Raw genomic sequence first — 19,593 nt, forward strand, 5'->3', positions numbered from 1 at the left:
GATGCACCTGCCCACCGACGACCGCGCCCTCAGTCCGCGCACCGGTTACACCCGCGCCCACTGGGAGGCCGCCGCCGACGCCCTGCTCGCCGCGGTGGAGCCGTATGCGGCCGAGGGCGGCGCGCTGTACCACCTCCCCGGCGACCGCCCGAGCCGGTCCGGCCGGCTCTCCGACGGTCTGGAGGGCTACGCCCGTACGCTGCTCGCCGCGGCCTTCCGCCGGGACGAGACGGCGCTGCAGCGGTACGCCGAGGGGCTCGCGGCCGGGGTCGCGGGCGTCTGGCCCCGGATCGAGGACCGCAGCCAGCCCCTGGTCGAGGCGGCGTCGATCGCCCTCGCGCTGCGGCTGACGCGCCCGCTGCTGTGGGACCGGCTGGACGACGGTGTACGACAGCGGGCGGCCGCCTGGCTGGGCGACGCGCTGACCGCCGAAGCCTGGCCCTGCAACTGGGAGTTGTTCCCCGTCACCGTGGGCGGCTTCCTCCAGGAGATCGGCCACGAGCCCGAAGCGTCCCGCAAGGCGGTCGACCGAGGCCTGGAGCGCATCGAGGAGTGGTACGTCGGGGAGGGCTGGTACACCGACGGCGACGGCCGCAAGTTCGACTACTACAACGGCTGGGCCATGCACCTCTATCCGGTGCTGCACGCGTGGCTGGCGGACGACTCCCGGCTGCTGGACCTCTACGGCGGCCGGCTCTCCCGCCACCTGGAGGACTACGCCCGCCTGTTCGGCGGCGACGGCGCCCCCATGCACCAGGGCCGCAGCCTCACCTACCGGTTCGCGACGACCGTCCCGCTGTGGCTGGGTGCGCTGACGGGACACACGCCGCTGCCGCCGGGGGAGACACGCAGGCTGGCCTCCGGCGCGCTGAAGTACTTCCTGGACCATGGCGCGGTGGACTCCCGCGGCCTGCTGACGCTCGGCTGGCACGGCCCCGACTCCGCGGTGCTGCAAGGCTATTCGGGTCCCGCCTCCCCGTACTGGGCGAGCAAGGGCTTCCTCGGCCTGCTCCTGCCGCCGGACCACCCGGTGTGGACGGCCGCCGAGGAGCCGGGCCCTGCGGAGCGCGCCGACGCACTCACGGCGATCTCCGCCCCCAACTGGCTGCTCCAGTCCACGAGTTCGGACGGTGTCGTCCGCCTCCACAACCACGGCAGCGAGGACGTCCGCTACGACCCGTACTACACGCGCCTCGCCTACTCGACGGTGACGGAGCCCTCCTCGTCGTACGACAACAGCGTGATCGTCGGCGACGATCCGAGCCGCACGGACATCGAGCCGCTGGGCGTCGGCGAGGGCTGGGTGGCGTCCCGGCACACGGCGGGCGGGGGAGCGCGGGTGACCAGTGTCGTGCTCGCACGCGGGGCCGTGGAGGTGCGGGCCCATCTGGTGGCGGGCGCGGAGCCCGGGACGCCGGTACGGGTGACGGGATGGGCGACGGGGGTCCCACCGGCCGAGCGGATCCGAGCACGAGGGAGAGACGGCGTACGGGCCGAACTCCTGCCCGCCGTAGGCCTTTCCGACGCGCTCACCGGTGTCACCGGCGAGGGGGGCACCTTCTTCGTCGCGCTGGCCCGGCTGACCGGGGAGCCGGAGCCGATGCCGCTGGCCGAGACGGTGAGCGTACGGGCCGACGGGGAACGGGAGTTGACCGTGCGCTGGAGCGACGGGCCCGAGGTGCGGGTCCGTTGGGACGACTCCGGAGTGGAAGTCGCCCCGCCGGACCGGCGCTGACCCGACGTCCCTCACGGAGCGCCCCCAGGTCACTGGGGGCGCGCCTCCAGCGAGGGCACAGGGGGCAGACGAAGGCTCGGACGTCCCTCGCCTTTTCAGTCGTTCGAGTGCCTTGATATCTGTAAATTTGACCCATTGCCCAGGACACGGTGTCCTGCGTGCATGACTAGGAACACGAGTGCCAGCGGTGCCACCTCCGACCGCGGCAGTAGCTACGAACTCCGCTTTGGTGAGGCGTGCTTGCGCCTGGAAAACGTTTCCGAACGCGTCCAGCTGGTGATCACTGCAACGCTCTGCGTCGCCGTCCTAGGGGCTCTGTCCATCGGGGTCCTGACGATGCTGGGAAAGACCGGCCCGTGACCGTCGCGGGGCGTCGGCCAGACACGGCCACGCCCGTCCCTGCCCCGCTGGCCCCGGCGACCAGATATCTGGCGGCCTCTGGGCCGATCGAGCCGGGCAGTACCCCGAACAGGAACTGGAACACCGCGTACCCGGCTGCCGCACATCCGAGGCTGCCCAGCCGACGGCGAACCGTGCGGTCTCGCTCGCCCCGCCGGCCGGCACCGGCGGCTCGCCGTCGGATCTCAAGGGACCGCGTCCCAGCTGCTGTTGAGACAAGACGGCGCCCCCTCCCCCGAGGCGGCACGTGACTTCCGCGAAGATTCCAGTCTAAGTAGTCAACGGGGCATGTGAGCCGTCGTCCGGAACCAGTGTCTTCGCAAGCAGCTCGGCGAATGCCACGGGATGCTCGGCCACGCCGACATGCCCGCCGGGGAACTCGACGAAGCGGGCGCCGGTCCGCTCGGCGAGGAGCCGCGCGGTGCGGTCCAGGAGTTGGCCGCGGGATTCGGAGCCGGCGGCGAGGGTGAGACGGGCGGAGGATCCCGCCAGTGCGGTGAGGTCGGGCGCGTACGAGGTGAACTGCCGCAGGACGTGGGCGAGGAAAAGCGCCATGGGGCTCGCCAACTCCCTCTCGCGTGGGAGAGGTTGGGGCTCGGCGCACTGCTCCGGCTCCCGCCCGGCCAGCCCGGCGCCCAGCCGTGCCCCGCCGGCCTGCAGTCCGGCGGTGCGATAGGTGTCGTACACCTCGCGGAACATGGCCTGCTGACGCGCCCCGTCCGGCAGTACGCCCACGCACGGCGGCTCGTGCGCGACGACGTGCAGCAGCCGCCCGGGGTGCCGGGTGAGCAGATCGAGGACGGCGATACCGCCGGAGCTGGTCCCGAGGGCGTATGCGGACTCGCCCTGGGGAAGGACCTCGTCCAGCACCAGACGCGCCCCGTCGCTCCACGCCTCCACCCGCTGGTCGCCGACGGGTTCGCCGAGCCGCCCGTGCGCGAGCCCGAGGGGGTCGTAGGTCACGACGGTGAACCGGTCGACGAGCGCCTCGGTCATCCGGTCGAGCCCCATGGGATGACCGGCACCACCGGGGACGACGAGGAGTACGGGCCCCGTGCCGCTGACGTCGTAATGCAGTTCAGTCATCGCTGTGCTTCTCCTCGCGGGGCCAGTGTTCGAGTGTCACGTGCAGGGCGTCGACGGCCTTGTCCCAGGACTTCCGCACGTCGCGCGGGGCGCCGAAGCCACCGGTCGCCTCCAGGGCGCAGTAGCCGTGGAAGGTGCTGCGCAACAGGCGTACCGCGTCGGTGAGGTCGGGTTCTTCGAGGCCGTAGGCGCGGAGCATGCCGTAGGTGATCTCGGCGGTGCGCCGAAAGACGGGGGAGTCGACGACCAGGGACTGGTCGATACGGATCTGGGTCGCGGCATACCGTCCCGGCCGCTCCAGCGCGAACTCACGGTAAGCGCCGGCGAACGCGGCGAGCGCCTCCTTGCCCGCCCGTCCCGCCACCGCGGCGGCGATCCGGTCGATCATCTCGGCACCGGCGAGGAGCGCCATGCGGGTGCGCAGATCCTGCAGGTTCTTGACGTGCGAGTACAGGCTCGCGTCCTTGACCCCGAAGCTGCGGGCCAGGGCGGAGAGAGTGACGTTCTCGAAGCCCACCTCGTCCGCGAGGTCGGCGGCGGCCGCGGTGATGAGATCTGGGGTGAGACCGGCTCTGACCATGTGGGCGACCTTCCGACGGCAGAACAACCTAGGGCCTCTAGGTACCACCCTAGCCTGTGCAGGAAGTCGTGGATGGCCGATAACGTGACCGGGTGATGACGGGCACCGAAGAGACCAGGCTGGTCGTCCTGCGCGGAAACAGCGCCTCGGGAAAGTCGTCGGTCGCGGCCGGCATCCGTGACCGGTTCGGGAGAGGACTGGCGCTGGTCGGTCAGGACAACCTGCGCCGCCTCGTCCTGCGGGAACGAGACCGGCCCGGAGCGGCGAACATCGGTCTGATCGACACCGTCGCGCGGTACGCCCTCGACGCCGGTTACCACGTCGTGGTCGAGGGCATTCTCTACGCCGACCACTACGGCGACATGCTCGCGCGCCTGCGCGCCGACCATCGTGGGGTGACGTCCGGCTACTACCTGGACGTCCCGCTGGAGGAGACCTTCGCCCGCCATGCCACCAAGCCTCTGGCGAATGAAGTCGGGGAGGCGGAGCTGCGCTCCTGGTATCGGCCGCTCGATCTGCTGCCGGGCGGCGCCGAGACCGTGATCGATGCCGACAGCGCCCTGGCCGAGACCGTCGACCGCATCATGCGGACCGCGGGGCTGGTCGGTCCGCCCGCCGTCGAGTGACGGGCAGGGACCTCCGCCCGGCCTCGACGTACAAGACCCTCGGACGGAGGTCCCCCTGTGGTGCCTCAGCTGATCGGGGCGTACAGCACCCCGAGTTTGTCGATCTCGTCGCCGCCCCGCCCGGTGAAGCCCACGATCTGCCACCCCGACGGCGCAGTGAAGGTCGTGGTGTCCGAAGTCGCCGTCCCGGACGACAGGGTCCGCCCCTTGTCCGTGGCGAACGCCGCCGAGAAGATCCGCGTCCGGCCGTCCTTCTGGCCATCCGTCAGTTTCACCGAGGTGAGGTGCTCGTCCGAGGCCAGTGTGAGGGACGTCGCCGTGCCGCCCGTGCCGCCGTGGGTCAGGGCGGTGCCGCCGTCGTGGGTCAGGGACAGCGAGTCCAGACGGGCGTCGCCGCGCAGGGTCAGGGTGCGCGGGGCGACGGTGGCCGGCAGGTCGTCCGCGTCGTTGAATGCCGTGCCGTGCGGGCCGCCGAAGAAGTCGCTCGCCCTCAGGGAGGAGCTCAGGGTGTACGAGAAGCCGACCGTGTGCGGGAAGTGGTCGGAGAGGTTGCCGCCCTTGGAGTCCAGGAACTCGGCCCACTCGTCGTTGTAGCGGGTCGCGTCCAGGGAGAGCAGCCTGCTGCTGCGGTAGAGGACCTTGTCGACGACCTCGCAGTCGTTCGACGGGGCCGACGTGGGGCAGAGCAGCGGGTCGGCGCCCTGCGTCGGTGCCGTGCCGCCCTTGACCAGCTTCACCCAGGCGTCCGTCAGTCCGTTGTCGTCGACCAGCGTGCGGATGTTGTCGGCGCTGCGGGTGTAGCGGGTGTTCGTGTCACTCATGACGAGCACCGCGTTGCCCGCCGAGTTCGCCCGGATGAAGTCCGAGAGCTGCTGGATGTTGGCGCGGCGGGCCGCGAGCGCGTCGTCGGAGTCGTCCGCGTTGGGGTGCGCGTTGTAGAGGTCGAGGAAGACGCCCTCGGCCAGCCGCACCCGGGCGAGCGTGAAGCCCTTCGGGGTCAGGCAGTTGGTGCCCGTGCACTTGTTCCACTTCACCCGCTCGAAGTCGTCGAGCGGGTAGTTCGAAAGGGTGTTGAGGCCGTCGCCCACGGCCGCGCCGCCGCTCGTCGCCGTGCGGTAGGGGTGGTTGTCGCCCGCGTACAGCGCCGCGTGGTAGTTGAAGTCCTCCTGGACGTTCACGATGTCGTAGGGCGCCAACCGCGGTGAGATCAGCGGAGTGTTGGTCGCCGGGTGGCTGGAGCTGAGGCCCTCGGGGAGGCCGGCGACGTTGTACGTGAGCACGTTGAAGGAGCCGGTGGTCGCGGCCGCCGCCGCGGAGGCGGGCGTCGCGCCGGTGGCGGCCAGGCCCGAGAGAGCCAGGGTGGCGGCCGCGAGGGTGCCGATCAGTCGTCTCATGGTGGGGGTGTCTCCGGTAGGCGAGTGGAGGAGGTCGAGCGACAAGAAGCTGAATGGTGCTCAGGTTCGATGACGACCAGTGTGACCGGAAAGGGCTTTCGGGGAAACAGTGAAGGGCGAGATCGGCGACGGAGGAGTGGATGTCGATGCGGATGCGGATGCGGGTGCGTCGGTATCCCGGTCGCCAGTCGTCGCCGGGGGACATAGGGTTGCCGGGATTCCAGGGGGGGCCGGTGTCGTCGTACGAAGCACAGAAGGACGCCGGCCGCCCGCACGGCACCGCCACCCCCACGGGCAGTCAAGTCCTGTGGAGACAAAGGGACTTCGGCATCTTCTGGGCTGCCCAGACCCTCTCCGTCCTCGGTGACTCCTTCGCCCTGATCGCGCTGCCCCTGCTGGTCCTCCAGGCCACGGGCTCGGTGGCGCGCATGGGTCTGCTGACCGCGGTGGGCGGCGCCGCGGCGGTGGCGGCGGGGGTCTTCGCCGGTGTGCTGGTCGACCGGCTCGACCGACGCAGGCTGCTGATCACCTGCGACCTCGTACGGATGGTGTTGTACGGGCTGATCCCGCTGGTGTGGCTCTTCGGCCCGCGGATCTGGCTGCTGTACGTCGTGCTCCCGCTGTGCGAGGCCATCGGCATGCTCTTCGCCGTCGGCTATGTGACCGCCGTGCGAAGTCTGGTCGGCGCCGAGCAACTGACGGAGGCCAACGGGCGCCTCAACGCGACCGCTGCCGCGGCGGGCGTACTCGGTCCGATGTGTGCGGGGTTGACGGCGGCATGGGCGGGCCCGGCCGCCGCCGTCGGCGTCGACGCGGGGAGCTTCGGCGTCTCGGCGGCCTGCCTCCTCCTCGTACGCTTCCGCGCCCGTCCCGCGGACGAGCGCTCATCGCAGCGGACGGGCCTGTGGCGGGACCTGCGCACCGGGATCTCCTTCCTCTACGGCCACCCGGTCCTCCGCTCCCTCACCGCACTTCTCTTCGTCTACAGCTTTCTCACCCTGGGCCTGACCGACCTGGTCATCTACCACCTCAAGCACGACCTCGGCCACGGCGACGGCACGGTCGGCACGGTCATGGCGTGCGGCGCGCTCGGCACCATCGCCGGCTCGCTGCTGGTCGCGCGGATCCGCCGCCGGCTGGGCTTCGGGTGGACCTGGACGGGCGGGGTCGCGCTGTGCGGGGTGGCGTTCGCCGGGCTGGGATGGGCACGGGACGTGCCGATGGTCGCAGTCCTGAGCGCGGCCTTCCTGGCCTGTGGCGGCATCGCGGGCACCTGTTCCATGTCCCTGCGCCAGGAAGTGACTCCGGAACCCCTGCTGGGCCGCGTGACCTCGGCCTTCTGGACCCTCCACTACTCCGCGGCCCCCATCGGCGCCGCCGTCCTCACCTGGGCGGCGGAACACCGGGGCACGGCGCCGGTGGGGCTGGCGGCGGGTGGCTGCTGCGTACTGATCGCGGTGGCGGCGCTGTTCACGCCGATACGGAGGTCGGGGCACCTCGACTGACCGACCGACCAACTGACCGCCTGACCGACCGACAGGCCAACTGACCCGCCCGGCCCGTCACCGGCATGCGCGGGGGCCCGCAACGTGCCGTTCGGAGCCGCCCGCCCACACAGCCCGCTGCCGACGGCAGGTCAGCCCGTTCTGGGCACCATCACCCACCTGGCCAGCACCGCGGCACCGAGTCCCGCCACGACCAGAGCCGCCAGCGCCCCCGCAGGGCCACCCAACCGCCCTGCGTGCCACCGCGGACGAGGAACACCGGGCCTACCGCGAGACGCGCGCGTAGGTCGGCGGATGCGGGCGCTGCGACCGTCATCCGTTCACCCCCGTGTAGTGGCCCAGACTCCAGCGCCACAGCAGCCGCGCCCCCAGATAGGCGACCACCCCGAGCAGCGGCGAGGCGGCAGCCAGCCAGTACGGGACACCCGTGTCGTGGCCGTGTCCGGTGAGTACCGCGGCCGGGAAGTAGGCGACGAACGCGAGCGGCAGGCCGAAGGTCAGCAGACCGCCAACCGCCTTGGGCAGCACGTTCAGCGGGTAGCTGCCGAAGGTGCCGAGCAGCTCCTCCAGCCAGCGGCCCCAGTAGTCGGCGGCCGGGAAGCGCAGGGAGGCGCAGGCCACCGCCGTGAACAGGGCGGCCTCCAGCAGCATGCCTCCGAGCAGACAGGCGAGCAGGTACGTGATCCGCCCCGCGGTCCAGTCGAGTCGGCTGCGGGACAGAGCGCCCGCCATCAGGCCGACGGCGACGGTCAGGTCGCCGATCGCGTTCGTGGGGAAGAACTGCAGCTGCACCTGGCGGTACACCGGCATGGGCCGTACCAGATAGATGTCCAGCCGCCCCTCCTGGATGGAGCGGCCAAGTCCGTGCATCCGCCCCAGGAACAGCACGAACAGCCCGTGCGCCAGCATCCGCGTCGCCGGGATCAGCAGCACCTCCGAGCTGTCCCAGCCGCCCATCCCGGTGAACCGGGCCAGCAGCACGGTGGCGAACACGATCACCGACACCTGCCAGATGGCGCCGATCGCGATGTTCAGCAGGAACTCGACCCGGTACTCCATCTGGGCACGGATGTTGAGACGCGTGATGCGCCAGGCGATCCGGACGGCATTCACAGGCATCAGCCTCCCTGGGAGATGACACGGCGTGCGGCCCGCCGCCACAGGAACCGGGTGAGCAGGAAGAGCAGTAGGACCCAGCCGGCCTGGATCGCCAACTGCGCCGTGGCGTCCGCGAGTTGGATCCGGCCCACGTACAGCGACAGCGGCACGCCGAGCGTCGCCTGGAAGGGCAGGAAGGTGCTCATCGTCCGGAACCAGTCGGGGAAGAACCACAGCGGGGCGTACACCCCGGACAGCAGGTTCTGCGCGAAGATCAGAATGAGCATCGCGGAGTTGTTCTGGACGGTCCAGAAGCACAGCTGGTCCAGCAGCAGCATCACGAAGTACAGGACCAGCTGGCCCAGCAGCAGGCTGAGCACGAACACCCCGGCCACCGCGGCCGATCCGGGTGGCTGCACCACCCCGGCCGCCAGGCACACCAGGTAGCCGGCGAGCGCCCACGCGGCGCCGTAGAGCTGCTCGCCCAGGGCGCGCAGGGCGTGGTAGCGGGCCGGTGGCAGCGGGCGCAGATACCAGTACACGATGGTGCCGAAGTGCATGTGCTGCAAAACGGTGTCCCGGCCGGCGTACTGGTCCAACTCCCGCAGGCGGGAGGCCAGTACGGCGAGCACGGCGTACGAGATCGCCTGCTCGCGGCTCAGTCCGGCGGTGGGGCCGGAATGCGCGTACAGGCCGCTCCACAGGGACGCGACCAGGACCACCTGGACGGTCAGCCGGACCAGGACGGCAGCCATCCGGGGCGGGGCGTGCAACTCGCCGAGAGGGGTGACCCGGGCGGCACGCCAGGCGTGCAGAACGGCCATCTCAGATCTCCTCGGCCGAGGGTCCGGCGTGGACGTAGGCGGCCCGCATCACGTCCTCCAGGTCCGCCTCGTCGATGGCGATGCCCGTCACCTCGTAGCGCTCTATGACCGCCTTGAGCGCCTGGTGGACCGTGGGGGCCTCCGGGCCGTCCGGCCCGAAGACCACCTGCGGTCCGTCCTGCCGCAGCAGCGCGATGCCCGGCGGAGGTACGACGTCGGCGTGCCCGTCGGCGAGGGTCGCCCGCACCTGCCAGGTCGAACCGAACTCGCGGCGGATCTCGTCGAGGGAGCCGTCGAGGACGAGCCGCCCGTGGTTGACCAGGACGACGCGCTCGGCGAGCCGCTCGACCTCGGTCATGTCGTGCGTGGTCAGCAGGACCGTACGGCCGCGCTCCTCCACCTGGTGGCGCAGGAACTCGCGGACCTGCTCCTTGACCACCACGTCCATGCCGATGGTCGGCTCGTCCAGGAAGACGACCGGCGGGTCGTGCAGCAGCGCGGCGGCCAGGTCGCAGCGCACGCGCTGGCCGAGGGAGAGATGACGGACCCGGGTGTCCCAGAAGGCGGACAGCTCCAGGATCTGGTCGAACTCCGCCAGCCGGGCGGCGTGTTCGGCCTTCGGCACCTCGTAGATGTCCCGCAGGATCGCGAAGGACTCGCGCACCGGCAGGTCCCACCACAGCTGGGTGCGCTGCCCGAACACCGCGCCGATGTTGCGGGCGTTGCGCTCCCGGTCCCGGTACGGCACCTCTCCCGCGACCCTGGCCTCGCCGGACGTGGGGGTGAGAATGCCGGTGAGCATCTTGATGGTGGTCGACTTGCCGGCTCCGTTCGGGCCCAGCAGGGCGAGGAGTTCGCCCGCCGCCACGTCGAAGGTGATGTCGCAGACGGCGTGCTTGACCGCTCGTTCCGGGTTGATCAGGGATCTGAGGGTGCCTGTGAGACCTGGGCGGCGGACCGTGGTGTGGAAGGTGCGGGACAGGCCGCGGACCTCGATGCTGCCGCTCAATCGACATTCCTCCGGGTGAGTCGGATCAACCAGACAGTCGCCGCGAGCGAGGCGGCGGAGAGCGCGGTGAGCAGCCAGGGGACCGCGTGGATGCCCGAGGCCTCGATGCCCGCACCCAGCAGTGGGGGCGCCGCCACTCCGCCGGCCATCGACGCGGCGATGACCCAGGCACCGGCGCGCTTCGCCTGGGGAAGTGCCCTGTTCAACCAGGGCAGTCCGGTCGGAAAGACCGGCGCGATGAACAAGCCAACACCCGCGTAGGCCACCGGCGCCACTTCTTTTACACGTGCCAGCAGCAGGCAGACGGTCATGCCGGCCGCGCAGATCGTCAGGATGCGCTCGGGGGAGTACCTGAGGGTGATCGGTACGACGAGGAAACGGCCCGCCGTCATCATCAGCCAGTACACGGACGTCGCCGAGGCGGCCACGGCCGCGCTGTAGCCGACGGTCTCCAGATGGGTGGGCTCCCAGCCGCCGACACCCGCCTCGACGCCGACGTTGAGGATGTACAGGGTGAGGAAGCCGACGAGGACGCGGGGGAGGCCCAGCGGGCGTTCGACGGCGGCCGGAGTCTCGTCAACCACCCTCGTCCGTACGCCACTTGAGCCGAAGATGATCAGCAGGGCGGCCGGCACCGCACACGCCCCGAAGGCGTACGCGTACTCGTCCGGACCCAGCCATGCCACGACCGCCGGTCCGAGTACCGCGCCGATGCCGAAGTGGGCGTTCAGCACATTCAGCATGGCGGTGGAGCGGTCGCCGAAGCCGACGGCGAACAACTGGTTGAGGCCGTAGTCGATGCCGCCGAAACCGAGGCCGCCGAGGAACGCGGCGCAGAGCGCGAGAGGCCAGTCCGGGGCGAGAGCGAAGCCCGCCGCGCCGACTGCCATCAGCCCGTAACTCGCCGCCAGCAAAGCCCTGTTGCTGATCCGGGAGTGGATCGCGTTGAAGGCGAGGACGCCTACGACGCCACCCGTGAAGTGCAGGCTCAGGCCGAGACCGGCGCCCGACGGGGACAGGCCGAACTCCTCGCGCAGGCCCGGAACCGCGGGACCGTAGAGCGCCTGGAGCATGCCGATGAGGACGAAGCCGGCGCAGGACGCGACCGCGGCCGGCCGGCTGAAGAGCCGGCCGGCCGCGACGGACCGCGTTTCCGTGTCCGTGTCCGTCAATTGGTCTGCGAGAAGACGAAGGAGAACTCGGCCGGCTCGGCCTTCAGCTGGTACTGCGGCAGCACGCCCGGGCCGCAGGAGCCCGTGCCGATGCCGTGCAGGCCGTGGTCGAGGTTGACCCACACGGCGTCACCCGGCGTGAGGTCGGTCAGGTGGTCGGCCGCGTCCAGTTGCTCGGTCGTCCAGCGGCGGGCGCTGAAGAAGAACTCCGGGTCGCCCTCGACCAGCAGCCCGCCGATCTCCGCCCAGCGGACGTCGGCACGCGCGCCGTTCTCCTGCGGACGCACGTACGGCGTCTGCAGCCCGTCCACCGTGGACTCCCAACGGCCGGCCCTGGAGGCCGCCTTGGTGTCCGGGTACCCCTCACCGGGACCGCCGCCGAACCACTTCACGGCGTCGGCCCGGGAGAGCCCGAAGCGGACGCCGAGCCGCGGCAGCGGCACGGTCCACTCGCCCTCCGGCCTCACGGAAACGGTCAGCTTCAGCCGGCTGCCGTCGGAGGTCCAGCGGTACACGGTGCTGAGGCCGAACTCCCAGGCGGCAGGCGCCACCCGCGTCCGTACGGTCAACGCGTCGTCGCCGACCTCGACGGAGTCCAGCCGGTGCCGCATGCGGTGCAGGCCGTACTTGCGCCACAGCGTCGAGACGGGGACGTCCGTCTGCCAGTCCGCACCCTCGTCGTTGTCCGTGGTCGCCCGCCACACGTCCAGGCGCAGACCGCTCACCTCGACACCGCCGACGGTCTTCAGCGCGCCGGTGCGGGCGTCGAACGAAGCGGGGCCGAGCGTGATCACGCCGTTGCCCGCCACCGGCCCGTCCGTCGCGGCGACGGAGGCCAACGGCCGTGCGAGGACCGGGACCTGGCCCCAGGCCACCTCATGGCCCTTCGGCCCCCAGGCGGTGTCCGCGGCCAGCAGCGCTCGTACCGTCCACCGTGTCTCGGCGGAGACCGGCGTCTGAGAGGGCGGCTCCGGCAGCTTCACGTCGGCCGACTCGCCGGGTGCGAGAGCCGGCACCGACAGCGTGCCTGCCTCGACCGTCTCGCCGTCCAGCTGGTACGACCACTCGAAGGCAAGGGCCGACAGGTCGGCGAAGTCGTGCTTGTTGGTCACGCGTACGGTGCCGTCCGAACCTCCCCCAAACTCCGTTTGGGGGGACCCCCAGCCCTCGATACGGACCGGCTCGATGACCTTCTTGTACTCGACCAGGCCGGGGGAGGGCCGCCGGTCGGGGAAGAGAAGTCCGTCGCAGACGAAGTTGCTGTCGTGCAGTTCCTCGCCGAAGTCGCCGCCGTAGGCGAAGCCCAGCTCGGGGTGGGTGACGCCGTGGTCGATCCACTCCCAGACGAAGGCGCCCTGGAGACGGTCGTACGTCTCGAACAGCCGCTGGTAGTCGCTCAGTCCACCGGGGCCGTTGCCCATGGCGTGCGCGTACTCGCAGAGGATGAAGGGGAGTTCGCGTCGCCTGTGGGTGCCGCCGTCCAGCTCCTGGCCGATTGCCTCGACCTCGGCGTGACTGGCGTACATCCGCGAGTACATGTCGGTGTCACGGCAGTCGATGTCGCCCTCGTAGTGCACGAGTCGCGAGGAGTCCCGGCCGTGGATCCACTCGGCCATCGCCGTGAGCCCACGCCCGGTGCCGGCCTCGTTGCCCAGCGACCAGATCACCACCGACGGGTGGTTCTTGTCCCGCTCCACCATGCGCGCGGCGCGGTCGAGCAGGGCCGGGGTCCAGCGGTCGTCGTCGACGGGGTTGTCGCGCCAGGCCTGCTCGGTGAAGCCGTGGGTCTCCAGGTCGCACTCGTCGATGACCCACAGGCCGTACTCGTCGCACAGGTCGAGGAAGGCCGGGTGCGGCGGGTAGTGCGAGGTGCGCACGGCGTTGAGGTTGTGCCGCTTCATCAGCAGCACGTCCTCGCGCATGGTTTCCAGGTCGAGGGCGCGGCCCTTCTCGGGGTGCCACTCATGGCGGTTGACGCCCTTGAAGAGGAGCGGCCGGCCGTTGACCTTGATGAGGCCGTCCTCAAGGACGACGGTGCGGAAACCGATGCGCAGCGGCACGCGCTCGCCCTCGGTGACCAGCTCGCCGTCGTACAGCTTCGGCGTCTCGGCGGTCCACGCCTCGACCGGCACCGTCACCGGCTCGCCGGTCGCGACATCGATGTCCAGGGCGGGCACGGTCACCCGCCCGTCGACGTCGGAGTCGACGCGCAGTGTGCCCTCGCCCGTGACGTGGTCGTAGGCGGCGTGCACGAAGAAGTCGAGGACGCTGCCGGCCGGGCGGTGCAGCAGCGTCACATCACGGAAGATGCCGGGCAGCCACCACTGGTCCTGATCCTCCAGGTAGGAGCCGGCCGACCACTGGTGCACACGGACGGCCAGCACGTTCCCGCTCGGCTTGAGCAGATGGCCGACCGCGAACTCGTGCGGCAGCCGGGAGCCCTTGAACTCACCGAGGTCCGTGCCGTTCAGCCAGAGGCGGGCGCAGGACTCGACGCCGTCGAAGCGGATCACCGCACCGCCGTCGGACAGGTCCGGCCAGTCGTCGGGCAGATCGAAGACGCGGATGTGGTCGCCGGTCGGGTTCTCCGTCGGGACGTGCGGCGGATCCACCGGGAACGGGTAGAGGTGGTTGGTGTAGGCGGGCAGGCCGAACGCGCCGTCGCCCTGCAGGACCCAGTGACCGGGAACCGCGACCTCGGCCCAGTCCCCCGCGTCGAATCCTGGCTCGGCGAACGAGTCGTCCTCGGCGTCGGCGGTCGGTGAGACGCGCAGGCGCCAACTGCCGTTCAGCGAGAGTGACGTGGCGTCCGAGGACACGTACCAGGCGCGGGGCGGGAGGGCACCGCTGCCCGGTGAGACGTCCTCGACGTAGTCGGTGGCCGTGGTCGTGCGGAAAGACATCGGTCTCCAGGTCCTGAGAGAGAGGTGTCAGCCCTTGATACCGGTCTGCGCGATCCCCTGGACCAGCCAGCGCTGGAGGAAGAGGAACACGAAGACCAGGGGCAGGATGGAAATGGCGGTGGCCATGAAGATCAGATGGTAATTGACCGTCTGGTTGGTCATGTACGAGGAGAGAGCCACCTGGACGGTCCAGGCGCTGGGGTCCTGCCCGATGACCAGCGGCCACAGGAACGCGTTCCAGCCGCTGATGAAGGTGATGGTGGCCATCGCCGCGAAGAAGTTCAGCGAGTTGGGTACGACGATCCGCCAGTACGCCGTCCAGTAGCCGAGCCCGTCCACGCGCGCCGCCTCCTCCAGCTCCTTGGGAAACCCGAGGAAGTACTGCCGGAAGAGGAAGCAGGTGAAACCACTGAAGAGGCCCGGAATGATGAGGCCGCGGTAGGTGTCCACCCAGCCGAGGGACGAGACCAGCACGAAGCTGGGCACGAAGGTGACGGCCGAGGGGACCATCAGGGTGGCCAGGACCGCGTAGAACACCTTGTTGGCGTGCTTGTAAGGGATGCGGGCGAGTCCGTATCCGGCCAGCGAGCAGACCAGCAGGATACCGGCGGTCATCAGGACGGCGACGACCAGTGAGTTCCACATGGATCGGGCGAAGTCGACGGTCGGGTCGTCGAACAGCTCGGAGATGTTGCCCCACTGCAGTTGCGTGGGGAAGAACTGCCAGTTCTCGCCCGTGATCTCCTGGTCCGTGGAGAGGGCGTTGCGGACGATCAGGTAGAACGGGACCAGAAAGAGCAGCGCGGCGACGCCGACGGCGGCGTAGAGACCGGTGTTACGGAGGACGCCTTGGCGCTTGGCCCGGCCCGGCTTGCCGACCTCGGGTGCGGTGGTGGTCACTTGGACTCCTCCCCCCTTCCGAAGCCCATGAACTTGCCCTGCAACAGGGTGACGGCGCAGATCAGCACCGTGAGGATGACTGCGCCCGCGCTGCCGGAACCGTAGTCCTGGTTGGCACCGAGAGCCGTCTTGTAGAGGACCATGAGGGGCGTCTGGCCCCAGGTCGCCCTGGTCGTGATGATGTTGTAGAACTCGTCGAAGGCCTGGTAGGCAGCGACGAGCAGGAGCAGGATCACCGCGGTCGAGGTGGCCCGCAGTTGGGGCAGCGTGATGTACCGGAAGGTCTGCCAGCCCGGCTTGGCCCCGTCGATCGCAGCGGCCTCGTACAGCTCCGCCGGGATGTTCTGCAGCGCCGCCAGGAAGAGGATCATGTAGAAGCCGGCCTGCAGCCACAGGCGTACGGTCAGGATGACCAGCCAGTACCAGGGCGGGTTCGGGTTGGAGACCCAGGCGACGTTGTCGGCGCCGAACCAGCCGATGATCGTGTTGGCCAGGCCGAAGCGGACGCCGTTGAACATAGACATCTTCCAGATCAACGCGGCGGCCACATAGCTGCACGCGGTGGGCAGGAAGAACACCGACCGGAAGAACGCCCGCATGAACCGCAGCCGGTGCACCAGCAGGGCCAGGCTCAGCGAGAGCGCCCAAGTGGTGGGCACGATGAACGCGGCGAAGACGGTGAAGGTCCCCAGCGAGCCGGTGAAGTCGCTGTTCGTCAGCATCTGCCGGTAGTTGTCGAAGCCTATGAAGTGGCTGGGCGTGACGGTGAAGCGGGCGTCGAAGAAGCTGAGCCAGATGCTCCAGCCGATGGGAACGAAGACGAAGATCACCAGACCGATGAGGAACGGACCGGTGAAGAGCCAGAAGTTGAGGGTGTTGCTCGCCGTCAGGCCCCGCCTCGGCCGGGCGTTGGAGGCCTTGGCCGGGGCGGGGTGGGCGACCCCGCGCGTGGTGGTGGTCGACATGTCGTGGTCTTCCCGTCGGCTTATCCGAAGAGCTTCTTCAGCTCACGGTTGACCTTCTTGTCGGCCGCGTCGAGCGCTGCCTCCGGGTCCCCGCCCTTGCGGACGCTGTCGGAGATGATCCCGTCCCAGGCGCTGTACATGGCCTGAGTCCAGCCGATGTTGTCGAAGTACCCGTAGGTGTTGAAGAGCTTCACGCCCTCCGCGGCCAGACCCGACTTGAGCTTGTCGGCCTGCGCGGCGATCGTCTTGCGCGGCGGGATGTGGAACCCGTAGGACGTGGCGAAGTCCTCCTGGTACTTCTTCTGGTCGATCCACAGCCACTTCACGTACTCCTTGGCCGCGTCCACGTCCCCGCCCTTGGCGTTGACGAACATCGACCAACCGCCGTTGTAGACCGAGGGCCGGCCCTTGCCGCCGACCTTCGGGAAGGGGAAGACGCCGAGGTCGTCGCCGAGCGCCTTCTGCATCACGGGCATCGCCCACATGCCGCAGAACTGCATGGCACACAGTCCCTGGTTGAGCGCGGAGGGGTCCCAGTAGTCGGCCGGAGCGTCCAGCAGCAGGTGGCCGCTGGTGAACAGCTTGCGGAGCTGGCGCAGGCCCCCGACCACCTCGTCGGTGTGGTAACCGATCTCGTTCTTCGCGGTGAGGGGCTCAGCGCCGGCAGACCAGACCAGCGGCAGCTCGATGGCGTGCAGGTCGTTGCCGAGGAAGAGGCCCTTGACCTTGGGGGTGGTGAGCTTGGCGGCCGCCTCGATCAGCTCCTCCAGCGTGGTCGGCACGGCGACGTTCGCCTTCTCCAGCATCGACTTGCGGTAGAAGAAGAACTGCGGGTCGTCGATCATCCGGACGCCGTATATCTTCCCGTCGACCGTGTGCGAAGCGATGTCGGCGGCGTTGAAGTCGTCCTTGACCGGGCTGATGATGTCGGTCAGGTCGGCCACCTGTCCGCTCTTGACCAGCTGGATCTGCGGGTGGAACTCGAAGACGTCCGGCGCCTGCTTGGTGAGCAGGGCGGCGAAGAGCTTGGTCTCGTAGTCGGCTCCGGTGATCCACTGCGTGGAGACATTGGCCTTGGAGTACGCCTTCGCGTACCGCTTGACGGCCTGCTCGACGCCCGCCTCCCCGTACGCGTGGAAGTACTGGTTCAGGTTCTTGCCCGAACCACTCCCGCCCCCACGCCCGTTGTTGCCGCCACACGCGGCAAGGCTGCCGGCCGCGGCCATGCCTGCGGCGGCCCGGAAGATTGATCGGCGGGACCAATTGTTGTTGCTCATTGCCGACATGCTGACGTCCTTGTCTCGAAGTGCGGCTGCGGCTGCGGCTCATGCGGCTCTGCGGCCAGGTGGCTCAAAATGCGGTGCGGTGCGGTGCGGGGACGTTAACCTTCGGCTAAGCCTTCGGCAAGGGGTTGGACGAAGTCTGGTCGAAGCGTTGTCTGCGGTTCGGGATGCCGAACAGGGGATGTGCAAAGGGGTTCGGGGGGCCGCCGGGTCACGGGTGGCCGGCGGCCCTCGGAGAGCGGGTCTCCCCGGCGTTTCCTACGGTGTCACTGCCTGCTCCAGACCTCGTTGGTCCCGCCGTTGCAGCTGTAGAGAACCACCTTGCTGCCGTCGGCGGTCGCCTGTCCGCTGACGTCCAGGCACTTGCCGGACGCCTCGCTGAGGATCTGGCCGTTGGCGTTGAGCAGCCAGCGATGGCCGGCCTCGCCGGTGTACTTCGCGGTAGTCGTCAGGCCCGAACTCCCGGCCGTCAGGTAGCCGTTCGCACCCTTGAGCGCGCCCTTGGTGTCGTACGACCACGACTGATCGGCCCCGCCCGTGCAGGTGCCGATCGCGGCCCCCGAGGCGTTGGCGGTGAGGCACTTCCCGGACTGCTTGCCCTGGAGTGCGCCCGTGACCGCCGAACTCCCGTGGCCCTTCTGGTCGAAGACGTACGTCGTGATGGAGCGGGCCGCGAGGGTCGTCGTGGCCGTTCCCGCGCGTACCGACGGCCTGGCCACCTTGGCCCAGTCCTCGGTGGCCGACGTCCGCACGGCCTGCGAGGCCCGTACCGGCGACCTGCTGTTGAAGTGCAGACTCAGCGGTGTGCCGGTGGTGGTGTTGTGGTTGTTGACCACCACCACCCACGTGCCGTCGCGGTCGTAGGACGACACCTCGACCCCGTCCGGCGCCCCGGTCACGTTGTGCGCCACCGAGCCCGGCTTCACGAACTTGCTGTACTGGCCGAGCGCGTAGTACCGCTTGGTGAAGTACAGCTTCTGGTTGCCGTTCGTCGCGTAGTCGGGGTCGTAGTAGATCAGGCCGTCGTTCCAGCCCACGTCGTTCTTCTCGGTGGGGGAGGTGCCGTAGCCGCTGGCCAGGGCCACCCACCACTGGAACGCCGAGTCGTGCGAGCTCGCGAAGTCCTTGTAGATGATCCGCGACGTTAGCAGGGCGTTGTCGATGGTCGGGTCGTACTCCTGGTTCCAGCCCGTCGAGCCCTTGCCGAAGCAGCAGATCTCGCTGGCCCAGGACTTCTTGCCGACCGTCTGTGCGGTCTCGTAGACGTTGCCCAGCTGCCCGTCGCTGGGGTTGTTGTACGTGTGGTGGGCGAGCGCGGACACGTACTGGGCCGTGCCCGGCTGCGAGATCCACTGCGGGACCTCGGACACGAACTGCGTCGTCTGGCTGGACTCGTCGGCGATGACCGACGTCTTCTGGTGCCGGGAACGCTGCTCGGCACCGAGCGTCCGCACGATGTCGTCGCGTTGGTCGGGCGTGACCTTCATGCCCTCCTGGCCGCAGTCGCCGAAGTCGTTGTCCGGCTCGTTGAACGGGCTGATGTAGTCGAACCTCGCGCCCTGCCGGGCGAAGTGGTCGGTCACGTCCGCCACGTAGGTGGCGTAGTCCGACTCGTTCGCCGCCTTCAACTGGCCGCCGCAGCTCTGGCCGTTGGTCGTCCACTGAGCGGGCGCGCTGTTGACGAAGCCGATGAGGTCCTCGACACCGTACTGGGCGGCGTACTTGAGGAACGTCCGGCCGCCCTTGTCCTTGCTCCAGTCGTAGGTGCCGTCGGAGTTCAGGAAGTCCTGGGCGGCGCGGGCGGGGGTGGTGACCGCGGTGCCGCCGCCGCCGATGTTGTAGCGGTACGAGCTGAGGTCGAGGCCCTGCTTCGAGAAAAGCAGCTTCGCCACGCGGGCCTGGACCTCGGGCTTGAAGTGCTGCAGGTCGTTGACCCACCAGGCGCCCGACGCACCGATGTCGTCGATGGTCTGGGCGGCGTGCGGGGAGACCTCGGCCGCCGTGGGCGTGGCGGCCGTGGCGGGCGGGGCGGATATCAGGGGTCCGGTGACGGCCAGTGCGGCTGCGGCTGTCAGCAGGACCGATCTTCTGCGGTGGGGGTGAGTCACGAGCAT

The 19,593-nt window shown here is 69.6% G+C and carries 15 protein-coding genes; 3 read left to right on the forward strand and 12 right to left on the reverse strand.

What is annotated here, in order from left to right:
• Nucleotide 1 precedes the first annotated feature (1 nt).
• Nucleotides 2-1,735 carry a DUF2264 domain-containing protein gene (locus OOK07_RS34405; protein ID WP_266800372.1) on the forward strand — a complete coding sequence of 578 codons (1,734 nt, stop codon included), beginning with the start codon at nt 2-4 and terminating at the stop codon, nt 1,733-1,735.
• Nucleotides 1,736-2,404: 669 nt separating this feature from the next.
• Here the strand turns inward: OOK07_RS34405 and OOK07_RS34410 are convergent.
• Both OOK07_RS34410 and OOK07_RS34415 read right to left on the reverse strand, forming a co-directional pair.
• Nucleotides 2,405-3,220 (reverse strand): alpha/beta fold hydrolase, encoded by an 816-nt coding sequence (locus OOK07_RS34410; RefSeq protein WP_266685720.1) that lies wholly within the window; start codon nt 3,218-3,220, stop codon nt 2,405-2,407.
• A complete protein-coding gene (locus OOK07_RS34415; protein WP_266685721.1) occupies nt 3,213-3,800 on the reverse strand; it encodes a TetR/AcrR family transcriptional regulator in 588 nt (195 codons plus the stop codon). The genes OOK07_RS34410 and OOK07_RS34415 overlap by 8 nt, the downstream gene beginning before the upstream one ends.
• Before the next feature lie 95 nt (nt 3,801-3,895).
• Here OOK07_RS34415 and OOK07_RS34420 point away from each other — a divergent pair, with 95 nt between their 5' ends.
• The gene (locus tag OOK07_RS34420) at nt 3,896-4,426 is read left to right on the forward strand and encodes an AAA family ATPase (protein ID WP_266800374.1); all 531 of its coding nucleotides are present in this window, start codon (nt 3,896-3,898) and stop codon (nt 4,424-4,426) included.
• Nucleotides 4,427-4,491: 65 nt separating this feature from the next.
• Here OOK07_RS34420 and OOK07_RS34425 read toward each other — a convergent pair whose 3' ends face one another.
• Nucleotides 4,492-5,820 (reverse strand): jacalin-like lectin, encoded by a 1,329-nt coding sequence (locus OOK07_RS34425; RefSeq protein ID WP_266800376.1) that lies wholly within the window; start codon nt 5,818-5,820, stop codon nt 4,492-4,494.
• A gap of 233 nt (nt 5,821-6,053) precedes the next feature.
• Here OOK07_RS34425 and OOK07_RS34430 point away from each other — a divergent pair, with 233 nt between their 5' ends.
• Complete coding sequence (locus OOK07_RS34430) at nt 6,054-7,325, forward strand: MFS transporter (RefSeq protein WP_406312819.1); 1,272 nt, start codon at nt 6,054-6,056, stop codon at nt 7,323-7,325.
• A gap of 312 nt (nt 7,326-7,637) precedes the next feature.
• Here the strand turns inward: OOK07_RS34430 and OOK07_RS34435 are convergent, their stop codons facing one another.
• From OOK07_RS34435 to OOK07_RS34475, 9 genes are all read right to left on the reverse strand, one after another.
• Complete coding sequence (locus tag OOK07_RS34435) at nt 7,638-8,444, reverse strand: ABC transporter permease (protein ID WP_266685724.1); 807 nt, start codon at nt 8,442-8,444, stop codon at nt 7,638-7,640.
• A complete protein-coding gene (locus OOK07_RS34440; protein ID WP_266685725.1) occupies nt 8,444-9,247 on the reverse strand; it encodes an ABC-2 family transporter protein in 804 nt (267 codons plus the stop codon). Before OOK07_RS34440 ends, OOK07_RS34435 begins: the two co-directional genes overlap by 1 nt.
• Before the next feature lies 1 nt (nt 9,248).
• A complete protein-coding gene (locus tag OOK07_RS34445) occupies nt 9,249-10,256 on the reverse strand; it encodes an ABC transporter ATP-binding protein (RefSeq protein ID WP_266685726.1) in 1,008 nt (335 codons plus the stop codon).
• Complete coding sequence (locus tag OOK07_RS34450; RefSeq protein WP_266800379.1) at nt 10,253-11,428, reverse strand: MFS transporter; 1,176 nt, start codon at nt 11,426-11,428, stop codon at nt 10,253-10,255. The genes OOK07_RS34445 and OOK07_RS34450 overlap by 4 nt, the downstream gene beginning before the upstream one ends.
• Nucleotides 11,425-14,331 carry a glycoside hydrolase family 2 TIM barrel-domain containing protein gene (locus OOK07_RS34455; RefSeq protein ID WP_266800381.1) on the reverse strand — a complete coding sequence of 969 codons (2,907 nt, stop codon included), beginning with the start codon at nt 14,329-14,331 and terminating at the stop codon, nt 11,425-11,427. The genes OOK07_RS34450 and OOK07_RS34455 overlap by 4 nt, the downstream gene beginning before the upstream one ends.
• Before the next feature lie 27 nt (nt 14,332-14,358).
• Nucleotides 14,359-15,231, reverse strand: coding sequence for a carbohydrate ABC transporter permease (locus tag OOK07_RS34460; RefSeq protein ID WP_266800382.1), 873 nt, complete (start codon nt 15,229-15,231; stop codon nt 14,359-14,361).
• Nucleotides 15,228-16,196 carry a carbohydrate ABC transporter permease gene (locus OOK07_RS34465; protein ID WP_266685730.1) on the reverse strand — a complete coding sequence of 323 codons (969 nt, stop codon included), beginning with the start codon at nt 16,194-16,196 and terminating at the stop codon, nt 15,228-15,230. Before OOK07_RS34465 ends, OOK07_RS34460 begins: the two co-directional genes overlap by 4 nt.
• 20 nt (nt 16,197-16,216) lie before the next feature.
• Entirely contained in the window at nt 16,217-17,482 is a 1,266-nt protein-coding gene (locus tag OOK07_RS34470; protein ID WP_266685731.1) for an ABC transporter substrate-binding protein, read from the reverse strand.
• Nucleotides 17,483-17,745: 263 nt separating this feature from the next.
• Nucleotides 17,746-19,593 (reverse strand): glycoside hydrolase, encoded by a 1,848-nt coding sequence (locus tag OOK07_RS34475; protein WP_266800384.1) that lies wholly within the window; start codon nt 19,591-19,593, stop codon nt 17,746-17,748.

This window comes from Streptomyces sp. NBC_00078 (assembly GCF_026343335.1).
GTDB lineage: Bacteria > Actinomycetota > Actinomycetes > Streptomycetales > Streptomycetaceae > Streptomyces.